This window comes from Oerskovia sp. Root918 (assembly GCF_001428945.1).
Taxonomy (GTDB): Bacteria; Actinomycetota; Actinomycetes; order Actinomycetales; family Cellulomonadaceae; genus Oerskovia; species Oerskovia enterophila.
The window spans coordinates 1-10970 of the sequence record NZ_LMJG01000008.1; the positions used below are offsets into that span (position 1 = coordinate 1).

The 10970-nt window shown below is 66.3% G+C and carries 7 protein-coding genes and 2 pseudogenes; 8 read left to right on the forward strand and 1 reads right to left on the reverse strand.

What is annotated here, in order from left to right; genetic code table 11:
- The first annotated feature begins 792 nt into the window (after positions 1-792).
- The 5 genes from ASE27_RS07565 (at position 793) to ASE27_RS07585 (ending at position 8572) form a co-directional block, all read left to right on the forward strand.
- Positions 793-2265: a class I SAM-dependent DNA methyltransferase gene (locus tag ASE27_RS07565; RefSeq protein WP_056648376.1), complete on the forward strand. Its 1473-nt coding sequence runs from the start codon at positions 793-795 to the stop codon at positions 2263-2265.
- Positions 2262-3419 carry a restriction endonuclease subunit S gene (locus ASE27_RS07570; protein ID WP_200955917.1) on the forward strand — a complete coding sequence of 386 codons (1158 nt, stop codon included), beginning with the start codon at positions 2262-2264 and terminating at the stop codon, positions 3417-3419. The genes ASE27_RS07565 and ASE27_RS07570 overlap by 4 nt, the downstream gene beginning before the upstream one ends.
- Positions 3416-4336 carry a restriction endonuclease gene (locus ASE27_RS07575; protein WP_369818999.1) on the forward strand — a complete coding sequence of 307 codons (921 nt, stop codon included), beginning with the start codon at positions 3416-3418 and terminating at the stop codon, positions 4334-4336. Before ASE27_RS07570 ends, ASE27_RS07575 begins: the two co-directional genes overlap by 4 nt.
- 176 nt (positions 4337-4512) lie before the next feature.
- On the forward strand, positions 4513-5175 hold the full coding sequence (locus tag ASE27_RS07580; RefSeq protein ID WP_157257448.1) for a hypothetical protein: 663 nt from the start codon (positions 4513-4515) through the stop codon (positions 5173-5175).
- 10 nt (positions 5176-5185) lie between these two features.
- Positions 5186-8572, forward strand: coding sequence for a DEAD/DEAH box helicase family protein (locus tag ASE27_RS07585; protein ID WP_235535382.1), 3387 nt, complete (start codon positions 5186-5188; stop codon positions 8570-8572).
- A 141-nt stretch (positions 8573-8713) separates the two neighbouring features.
- On the opposite strand, the pseudogene ASE27_RS19740 reads toward ASE27_RS07585, so the two are convergent.
- A pseudogene (locus tag ASE27_RS19740) lies at positions 8714-8961 on the reverse strand (integrase core domain-containing protein); the annotation flags it as partial.
- Between the two features lie 346 nt (positions 8962-9307).
- Here ASE27_RS19740 and ASE27_RS07590 point away from each other — a divergent pair.
- From ASE27_RS07590 to ASE27_RS19745, 3 genes and pseudogenes are all read left to right on the forward strand, one after another.
- Positions 9308-9862 carry a type IV toxin-antitoxin system AbiEi family antitoxin domain-containing protein gene (locus ASE27_RS07590; RefSeq protein WP_056648385.1) on the forward strand — a complete coding sequence of 185 codons (555 nt, stop codon included), beginning with the start codon at positions 9308-9310 and terminating at the stop codon, positions 9860-9862.
- A complete protein-coding gene (locus ASE27_RS07595) occupies positions 9859-10812 on the forward strand; it encodes a nucleotidyl transferase AbiEii/AbiGii toxin family protein (protein ID WP_082608674.1) in 954 nt (317 codons plus the stop codon). The genes ASE27_RS07590 and ASE27_RS07595 overlap by 4 nt, the downstream gene beginning before the upstream one ends.
- Positions 10813-10819: 7 nt before the next feature.
- Positions 10820-10970: pseudogene (locus ASE27_RS19745) on the forward strand (FAD-dependent oxidoreductase); the annotation flags it as partial.

A 10970-nucleotide genomic window follows, 5' to 3' on the forward strand; every position in this document is an offset into this window, starting at 1 on the left:
CTCACGGCGTCCGAGCTGGGGCGCAACGTGCACACGCACCCGACGCTCTCGGAGGCCGTGCAGGAGGCCATTCACGGGCTCGCGGGGCACATGATCAACTTCTGATACTTGTGACAGGACGGATAGGTTCGACCGTCCAGATGAGAGGCCTTGTCCCGCGGTATCGCCGCAGGTCAAGGCCTCTCTCTGTGCCTCGATCGGGGGGACATCCGGGGTCGGCCGAGGACAGGAATGTTCATTCTGGGGGGCACACAGGGGGGGGGGGCACGATGGCGCGGATCGTCGTTTCGTGCCCCATCTCGTCCGGGGCCGAACGAAGGGCTCGGGGGGAGGGGCACTAGTGGTCGAGGCGACGACGGCCCAGCGGACGACGGCGGGGCGCCGCGAGACGTAGGGTCGGCTGCGCAAGCCCCGCCACGGTGATGTTGTATCGCGGTCAGGTGACCAACTACCTGCGCGAGCCCTCGGCGACATCCTGGTGCGCGAGATCGACACCGCGGTCGTTCGGAGCCTCACCCGAGAGGTTGCGCCTGACCTTCTTCACATCGTGCCCGGAACTTCTCGTCTCATCGCCGGGACGCGCTCCGCGCGGACCGGGCTGGCTCGCGTCAGCGAGAGATCACACGCTCCACCGTCGCAAGGCTCAGGATCGCGTCGGGGCGCTTGCCCCATGCATCGAGCAGTTGCAGGTAGCCCGTGCCTCCACTGAACCCGGGCGCGACAGACGGCTCGTGGAACATCTCACCTCTGAGCGTGTCTGCGTGGTCGGTGGTGATGGTTAAGCTGCACCACGTGATCACCGGAGAACTGAAGAGCAGGATCGACCGCGTCTGGGACGCCTTCTGGTCGGGGGGAATCAGTAACCCCCTGCAGGTGATCGAGCAGATCACCTACCTGCTCTTCCTGCGCCGTCTGGACGATCTCGAGACGCGCGAGGAGTCCAGGGCGGAGTTCACCGGGATTCCCGTGGCGACTCGGCTGTTCTCGCCCGCCCAGCAGCACCTGCGCTGGTCGCGGTTGCGCAACAAGGATGCCGAGTCGATGTTCGACATCGTCGACAAGCAGGTCTTCCCGTACCTGCGCGAGCTCGGCTCGACCGTAGGCGGGGATGGCTCCGCGTACGCGGAGCACATGAAGGACGCCCGCTTCGCGATCCCGACGCCGGCCCTGCTGTCGAAGGTGGTTGACATGCTCGACCACATCCCGATGGACAACCGCGACACCAACGGCGACCTGTACGAGTACCTGCTCGGCAAGATCGCCTCGGCGGGCGTCAACGGCCAGTTCCGCACGCCGCGGCACATCATCAACCTGATGGTCGCGATGATGGCGCCCCGGCCCGACGACGAGATCTGCGACCCTGCGTGCGGCACGGCCGGGTTCCTCGTCTCGGCGTCGGAGTACGTCCGCGAGCACCACGCCACCGCGCTCATGAACAAGGCCCAGCGCGAGCACTACCACCGCAGCATGTTCCACGGGTACGACTTCGACTCGACCATGCTGCGCATCGGCAGCATGAATATGCTCATGCACGGTATCGACGCGCCCGACATCCGCTACCGCGACTCGCTCGCCGAGTCGGCGTCGGCGGAGGAGGGTAGGTACTCCTTGATCCTCGCCAACCCGCCGTTCGCGGGCTCGCTCGACTACGAGCAGACGTCGAAGGACCTGCTCGCCACGGTCAAGACCAAGAAGACCGAGCTCCTCTTCCTCGCGCTTTTCCTCAAGCTCCTCAAGACCGGCGGGCGCGCCGCCGTCATCGTGCCCGACGGCGTCCTGTTCGGGTCGACGACGGCGCATAGGGCGCTCCGAAAGGCCCTGGTCGAGGACCAGAAGCTCGACGCCGTCGTCAAGCTCCCCTCGGGTGTCTTCAAGCCCTACGCCGGGGTCTCTACGGCGATCCTGTTCTTCACCAAGACCGAGTCCGGCGGCACCGACGACGTCTGGTTCTACGACGTCCAAGCTGACGGCTTCTCGCTCGACGACAAGCGCAACCCCGCGTCGGAGAACGACCTCCCCGACGTGCTCGCCCGCTGGTCGCAGCGCACGACGACGGAGCGCGACCGCGCGCGGACCGACAAGTCCTTCCTCGTTCCCAAAGCGGACATCGTCGCGCAGGGCTATGACCTGTCCATCAACAGGTACAAGGAAATCGTTCACGAGGAAATCGAGCACCGCGCTCCGCTCGAGATCCTCGCGGACATCGAGGCGCTCGACGCCGAGATCGCAGCGGGCGTGGCTAATCTGAAGGCGATGCTCACGTGACGCAACTCGTTACGCTCAAGGACCTGATCCGGCCCGCTGGGCCGCGCGCAGGTGCCGGCACGGACTTGCCCGTTTACTCAGTAACGAAGCACGCCGGGTTCGTGCCGAGTTTGGAGTACTTCAAGAAGCAGGTGTTCAGCCGCGACGTGGCAGGCTATCGGGTGGTGGAACCCGGTCAGTTCGCCTATGCGACGATTCATCTTGATGAGGGGTCAATCGGGATTGCCCCTGAACGGTCACTCATCAGCCCGATGTACAACGTATTCTCGATCGACCACGAGCGAGTCGAGGCTGCGTACCTGATTCGGCTCCTGAAAAGCCCTTGGGCCCTCGCCCACTATGCACGAATGGGGCAAGGTGCGATCCACCGCAGGAAGTCAATCGCTCTGCCGGCGCTCAGCGCACTTGAGATTCCCCTTCCCGCAATCGAGGAGCAGCGGCGGATCGCGGCGATCCTCGACCAGGCCGACGTGATCCGCGCCAAGCGCCGCCAGATCCTTACCCACCTCGACGCCCTGGCTCAGTCCACCTTCCACGCCATGTTTGGCGCACCCGAGGCATGGCCGAGTCGGTGGCCGATGGGAACGATCGGCGATATGGCTGAGTCTGTGCAGTACGGGACCTCAGCGAAGGCCGGTGACCACGGCAAGTGGCCAATCCTTCGCATGGGTAACGTGACCGACAGTGGACGTTTGGATCTGGCCGATCTGAAGTACATCGAATTCGAGCCGGGCGACGTGCCGAAGTACACGGTCCGACGTGGCGACCTCCTGTTCAACCGAACGAACAGCAAGGAGAAGGTCGGGAAGACAGCGGTCGTGGATACCGACGAACCGCTCGCGCTCGCTGGGTATTTGGTCAGAGTTCGCCTCAAGCCGGAGCACCGCCCGGAGTTCGTCTCGGCATACATGACCAGTACTCACGGGATCGCAGTTCGCCGGAGATTGGCGAAGGTCGCAGTGAACCAAGCGAACATCAATGCGACGGAGATGCGCGGGATCAACATCGCGCATCCGCCAATGGAACTCCAGGAGGAGTTCGCTCGACGTGTGACGTCGGTCTCGGACCACCGGGCGAGAGTCATTCGCGCCCTCGCCGCCGATGACGAACTCTTCGCTTCCCTCCAGTCCCGTGCCTTCCGAGGAGAGTTGTGAGTCTGTCTGTCATACCGTCGTGGGACGAGTGCATGATCCCCGTGCTGCGCGCGTTGGGCGATCAAGCGTCCCGCCAGCGCCGCGAGGTCTTCGAGCTCGCAGCCGATGAGCTCGGCCTGGCGCCCGAGCAGCGCCTCGAGGCCGGGACGGCCAGCGAGGCAAAGTACCAGAACCGGGTCGGATGGGCGCTGTCCTACCTGGATCGGGTCGGGGCAGTCGAACGGCCGTCGCGCGGCATCTACCGCATCACGGTGCTCGGCCAGACGCTCGCTGCAAAGTTCCCGGCGGGCATCACGGAGAAGGAGCTGCGCGAGTACGCGCGCGACGGCGACTCCTGGTGGGTGCGCAAGCCGTCGTCGAAGTCCGTCGTCGACGGAGCCGTGACGGTGGAGGACACGGTGCTCGACCCGTACGAGCAGATTGAGGTGGGCGTCGGTCGGATCCACTCCGACGTCGGCAGTGAGCTCATCAAGCGCCTGCACGCTCAGGACCCGTCGTTCTTCGAGCAGGCCGTGCTCGATCTGCTCATGGCGATGGGCTACGGCGGTGCGGAGGGCAAGGCGACGCGGACGCAGCTCTCGAACGACGGTGGGATCGACGGGGTCATCGACCAGGACGCGCTCGGTCTGGCGCGCATCTACGTGCAGGCGAAGCGGTACGCGCCGGACTCGTCGATCGACCGTCCGACGATCCAGGCGTTTGTCGGCGCACTGGCGGGCAACTCGGCGAGCCAGGGCGTGTTCATCACGACGGCGCGCTACACGCAGGGTGCTCGGGCGTTCGCGGAGTCGGTCGCGGCGCGCGTCGTACTGATCGAGGGGGACCGCCTCGCCCGGCTGATGATCAAGTACGGCGTCGGCGTCCAGGTCAAGCAGACGTACGATGTCGTCGAGATCGACGAGGACTTCTTCGAGTAGGTCGTCGCCGGCCGTGTCGGTGGGTCGTGAGACGGTTGTCGGCTGTGGCGGAAGGAGCCGCAGGGAAGGCGACGCGACCGGTCTCGCCTGGTGAGGACAACCTCATGTGCACGACGACCTGCAGAACTGCCACGTGGGCCCGGTGCCGTTGCGAGTGCGACTATGCGAACCACGGGATGAGCATGATGACGCCTCTGGCCGCACCCGTCCCGCGGTGCTTGAGCGCCGGGCGTCGAGGAGGCTCGGGCCACGACCAGGCAGGCCCGTCTAACGGCGACCCCGGCGCTCCGCTCTTCGGAGTCGACCTCCTCCACATCGAGTCCTGGCTCGACGACCATCCGGTGTTTCGCGACGAGGTTGCCCATCTTGTCCACATCGCGGGGTCCCCGGAGGAGTCAGCAGGTGGGAACATTGAGTCGCACCTCGCCTGCACAGTTCTCGTGAGTGTCGTGATGGCGCTGGAGAGCGTGGAGCGTCTTCGAGAGCAGGCGGTCGATGGCATCGCTGGAGCACTGTCGGACGTCGCCATGGCGAGGGTCCGGGCATGCCTGGGCAGCAAGTCTGCTGACCAACTCGAGCCGCATGTGGGGGCAGTCGTGGCCCACGTCGTTCGTGCCGCAATGCCAGGGCTCGCGCTGGTCGATCCCGAGGTGTTCATCGCGGTGCGGCTCGCGGCGCTTCTGGCGTGCCCGGACCCGGACGATCACGCGGAGGTCGTCGATCATTGTGTTCACCCGCTCGTGACGACCGTCATCGACGGTCGGGCTTGGTGTGAGGGGAAGCAATCTTCACCCGCCGTCCTCGGCCATTTCGCTCATTTCGGCGGGCTTGATCGCTAGGGTGTTCACCGTGCAGCCACAGGGACTGACCAGCAACTTCGGCTTCATCAAGGGCGTCTGGCCGACCGTATGGCAGGACTGTGCGCGGGCCGAGTCGTACCTGACGACGGACCCGCGCTCGGCGTGCTTCTACGCTCGCCGGGCGGTCGAGGTGCTGGTACCCCACCTCTACGATCTACTCGCCCTCCAGGTCCCGTACAAGGCGGATCTGTCCGCGATGATCAACGACGCCGCGTTCAAGCAGGTGTCCGGGCACAGCATCGGGACGAAGCTCAACCTCGTCCGCAAGGTCGGCAACGCCGCCGTGCACGAGCCGAAGCCGATCGCGACGCAGGTTGCGCTCCAGGTGCTCCGCGAACTTCACCACATCGTCGTGTGGGCTGCCTTCCGCTACTCGCCCGCCCGGGATGCCGTGCCGACGTCGTCGGCGTTCGATCCCACGCTCGCCGCGAAGGCGGCGCCGCTCACGCAGGCGGAGCTCGTCAAACTCGCCGCGAAGTTCAGGGCGCAGGACGAGGCCCACGCGAAGGCGCTTGAGGAGAAGGACGAGCTCCTCGCGGCCCATGAGGCCGAGATCGCGGCACTGCGCGAGCAGGTCAAGGCGGCACAGGCGGCGTCGTCGGCGGAAGACCACCACGACTACACCGAGGCGGACACGCGGCGGCTCTTCATCGACCTGCTGCTTCACGAGGCGGGTTGGCCGCTCGCGGACGCGCGAGACCGCGAGTACCCGGTCACGGGGATGCCCAACGCCGACGGGACGGGAGTCGTCGACTACGTGCTGTGGGGCGCCGACGGTCGGCCGCTCGCGGTCGTCGAGGCGAAGCGCACGACGAAGAGCCCGCAGGTCGGGCAGCACCAGGCGAAGTTGTACGCCGACTGTCTGGAGGCGCAGTTCGGGCGCCGGCCGGTGGTGTTCTTCACCAACGGGTACGAGCACTGGATCTGGGACGACGCGGCCGGGTACCCGCCGCGCGAGGTCCAGGGATTCCTCACGCGGGACGAACTGGAGCTGACGATCCAGCGTCGTCAGGCACGGGAGGAGCTTGCCGGCGCGCCCGTGAACACCCAGGTGGCGGGGCGCCCGTACCAGGTGCGCGCGATCAAGGCCGTAGGTGACGCGTTCTACCGCAAGCAGCGTGAGGCGCTGCTGGTCATGGCGACCGGTACAGGCAAGACGCGTACCGTCATCGCGCTGGTGGACCAGCTGATGAAGGCGGGGTGGGTCAAGCGGGTCCTGTTCCTCGCCGACCGCACGGCCCTGGTGAACCAGGCCGTGAATGCGTTCAAGGCGAACTTGCCCGCGGTCGCGACCGTCAACCTCGTGACGGAGAAGGTGGCCGAGGGGCGCGTGTTCGTGTCGACGTACCCGTCGATGATGAACCTGATCGACGAGGTCGACGGCGGTGTGCGGCGGTTCGGGCCGGGGTTCTTCGACCTCGTGGTGATCGACGAGGCGCACCGGTCCGTGTACGCGAAGTACGGCGCGATCTTTGAGTACTTCGACTCGCTGATCGTCGGCCTGACGGCGACGCCGAAGGACGAGGTCGACCACAACACCTACAGGCTGTTCCACCTCGAGGACGGCGTCCCGACCGACGCCTACGGCCTGGACGAGGCGATCGCGGACCAGTGGCTCGTCCCGCCCGTCGCTATCTCCGTCGGGACGAAGTTCCTGCGCACCGGCATCAAGTACGCCGAGCTCAGCCAGGCAGAGAAGGAGGAGTGGGACCTCCTCGACTGGGGTGACGACGGCGCACCCGACGAGGTCGGCGCCGAAGAGCTCAACCGGTTCCTTTTCAACGAGGACACCGTTGAAAAGGTGCTCTCTGAGCTGATGACGCGCGGCCACAAGGTCGCGGGCGGCGACCGGCTCGCCAAGACCATCGTGTTCGCCAAGAACCAGGAGCACGCCGAGTTCGTGCAGAAGGTCTTCGACGCGCAGTACCCCGAGCACGCCGGGCACTTCGCGAGCGTGATCACGCACGCCAGCGGCCCGTACGCCCAGAACCTCATCGACACCTTCTCCCATCCCGAGAAGGCGCCACACATCGCGATCAGCGTCGACATGCTCGACACCGGCATCGACGTGCCCGAGGTCGCGAACCTCGTGTTCTTCAAGTCGGTGCGGTCAAAGACGAAATTCTGGCAGATGCTCGGCCGCGGCACCCGTCTGCGGCCCGACCTGTACGGGTCGGGGGAGGACAAGAAGGACTTCTACGTCTTCGACTTCTGCGGGAACCTCGAGTACTTCAGCCAGGACCTGCCTGGGACGGAGGGCTCCGTGCAGAAGTCGCTGACCCAGCGCATCGTTGAAGCCCGACTCGGACTGCTCGCCGGTCTGGACACCTCCTCGTCGTACCCCGAGCTCCGCGCGGAGACGGCCGCGGCGCTGCACTCCTTTGTGGCCGGGATGAACCTCGACAACTTCGTTGTCCGACCCCACCGGAAGCACGTCGAGCGATTCGCTGATGCCGATGCCTGGGCCACGCTGACTAGGGAACAGGCCGAGGACGTACTCAACCACCTCGCCGGACTACCGTCGTTGGCCGGGGCGAGCGACAAGGACCTCGACGCCAAGCGGTTCGACCTGCTGATCCTGCGCTGCCAGCTCGCCACCCTGGAGGGTGACGTCGTCGCCACGGAGCGGCTGCGCGGGCAGGTCCAGGAGATCGCCGAGGCGCTGCACGCGCTCGCCCACCTGCCAGCTATCGCGACGCACGCCGAGCTGATCGAAGCCGTCGCCGGCGAGGAGTGGTGGATTGACGTCACGCTCCCGATGCTCGAGCTCGCACGCCTGCGGCTGCGCGGGCTCGTGCGGCTCATCGAGAAGATCCGCCGCGACCGCGTCTACAGCGACTTCGAGGACACCCTCGGCGAGTCCACAGTCGTCGAACTGCCCCAGGTCGCGCCCGGCACCAACTGGGAGAGGTTCCGGGCGAAGGCTCATGCCTACCTCGGCGACCACATCGACGACCTCATCCTGCAGAAGGTGCGACGCAACAAGCAGCTCACCGAGACCGACCTCGATGCCCTTCAGACGATGCTCCTCGACAGCGGCGCCGGACAGGTCGCAGACATCGCCTGGGCCGCCGAGAAGGAACACGGTCTCGGACTCTTCATCCGTCGGCTCGTCGGGCTCGACCGGTCTGCTGTCGAGGAGGTGTTCGCGCACTACCTCGACGGCGCACTCTTCAACGTCAGCCAGGTCCGCTTCGTGCGCATGATCGTCGACGAGCTCACCGCCAACGGCGTCATGGAATCGACCCGGCTCTTCGAGGCTCCGTACGTCGACCACGCGCCGACCGGGCCGACGGACCTGTTCCCAGCGACCGACGTGCGCGTGATCGTCGACATCCTCGGAACCGTGCGCCGGCACGCGCAGGCGGTTTCATAGCGTGATTTCGATGTTGAAGGGGCTCTGCCCTGATGGCATCCAAGGCTTCACGAAACCGGCGGAAGAAGCAGCGCCGCTCGAAGCCACCGGCTCGTCGCATGGATCCGCACTGAACTGCCTTGGGTCTGATGGAGGCCCTGGTCAGTTCTTTTCGGCCAGGGCCCTTGCGCCCTGCTGGGTAGCGTAGACGGTGTTCTCGAACTCGACTGGCGGGACGTCGCCGAGGTAGCCGTGCAGGCGCTCGGTGTTGTGCCAGTGGACCCACCCGAGAGTGGCCGGCTCGACGACCTCGACGCTCTTCCACGGCCCCGATCGGGCAGGGCCGCGGATGAGCTCGGCCTTGTGTAGCCGTTCACGGTCTCTGCCAGCGCGTTGATGTTCCTATCGCCGTCAAGCTGGCGTGGTGAGGGTCTGAGGGGCTTCTCGGAGGGGGCGCATAGCGGCCCAGAGTTCGCGGGCGAGGAGCCGCTTGAGGTAGCGGATGGTCTCGGACTTCGTCTTGCCCCTGCTGTGCGGCGCGCGACGTAGGCCTTGGTCGGTTCGTGGTGTTGCATGCGGACGATGATGACGCGGTGGAGGGCGGCGTTCGCTTGTCGGTGACCGCCGCGGAGTTGCTGTCGGGTTGTCAACCTGGCACGCCTGGCCCCGGTGTTTGGTGCAGGAAGGCGTCACCGTGCCATTGCTCCTTACTGTAGACAGGTCTAGCATTGCTGTAGACGGTAGGGAGGTGGGCGGATGACTGTCCTGACGCTGGAGTCGGCACGCGCCGCGGGGCTTCGCAAGGACGAGGTGTATCGCATGGCCCGGTCCGGCGAGCTGGAGCGGATCGGACGCGGGGTGTACATCCGACCCGGAGAGCTGGATCCCACTGTGGTGTCGCTGGCGGGTGCGACGGCGGTGAAGTCGGCCGCGACGATGTGCCTGTCGAGCGCGCTGGTGTACCACGGGCTGAGCGACGAGATCCCGCTCACGACCGACATTGCGCTACCGCGGGGGACCAGGTTCCCCGCGGGCTTCGATCACGTGATCTGGCACTCCTTCGGGCAGTCGACGTTCGACGTCGGTCGCGTCGCCATGTCCGAGTACCCGGAGCTGGCGGTGTACTCCGCGGAGCGGACCATCGTGGATGCGTTCCGGATCGCGCACCTCGAGGGCATCGACCTGGCCAACGAGGCTCTGCGTCGCTGGGTGCGCGCACCAGGAAGCTCACCCGCCAGCCTGCTCCGCACCGCAGGGCACTTCCCGCGGACGGTCACCGTGATCCGCCAATCGCTCCAGGTGTTGCTGTGAGTCCGAACCCGACGCGCGCGACTCCTGCCGGCCGGGCGTACAACGACCTGCGCAACCTCGCGAAGACGAACCAGCGTGACCCGGCCAAGTACTTGGCACTGTATGCGCTTGAGGGGTTCCTTATCCGCCTTGCAGCCTCTGGCCTCCGGGACGCCTTCGTGCTCAAAGGCGGTGTGCTGCTCGCGGCATTCGCTGCACGTCGGCCGACACGCGACATCGACCTGGCAGCTGCGGGCTTCCCCAACGACATCGACGACGTCGAGCATCGGGTGCGCGAGATCCTGGCGACCGACGTCGTCGACGGCCTGGAGTTCGACCCTGGCCAGATCCGCAGCGAGACCATCCGGGACGAGGCTGACTACAGCGGTGTCCGCGTCCACGTGCTCGCAACATTGTCCAAGGCGCGGGTCCCGATCCACGTCAACTTCGGCGATCCGATATGGCCCGCACCGCAGGTAACGAGACTGCCGTTGCTTCTCGGTGGCGAGGTCGAGCTGAACGGCTACCCGCCGCACATGGTCCTGGCGGAGAAGATCGTCACGGCGATCGACAGAAGTGTGGCCAACACGCGTTGGCGGGACTTCGTCGACATCGCCTCGATTTCCCGCACTCAGACCATCGACGGAGGCGAGCTCGCCGCCTCGATCCGAGTCGTGGCCGGTCATCGGAACGTGGACCTGCGCCGGCTGGACGAGTCGTTCGCCGGTATGGGCGAGATCGCGCAGGGGCGGTGGAGTGCGTGGAGGCGCAAGCAACGCCTGACCGGCAACACGCCGGACCGCTTCCAGTCGCTCCTCGACGAGGTGATGGAGTTCGCCGACCCTGTCCTGTCCGACCTGGACGGCGGGTTCGTCTGGCAACCGGCTACATGTACGTGGGTGCGCGTCGGGGAGCCTCCGGCGGCATCGCAGGTGGACAGGAACCTCGCTCGGCGCGCCGAGCCCGAGTGACTGTCACCTCGAGGGCTTCGGCCTCGAGAACACGGGCGTTGCGTTGACCGATCGCGGTGCGATCGCGATCGACGACGTCATGCGCACCAACGTGCCCCACATCTACGCGATCGGTGACGTCACCGCGAAGCTCATGCTCGCGCACGTCGCCGAGGCGC

Coding starts and splice junctions, on each gene's coding strand:
- ASE27_RS07590 (WP_056648385.1), top strand. CDS start 9,308: ATGACTGTCCTGACGCTGGAGTCGGCACGCGCCGCGGGGCTTCGCAAG.
- ASE27_RS07580 (WP_157257448.1), top strand. CDS start 4,513: ATGAGCATGATGACGCCTCTGGCCGCACCCGTCCCGCGGTGCTTGAGC.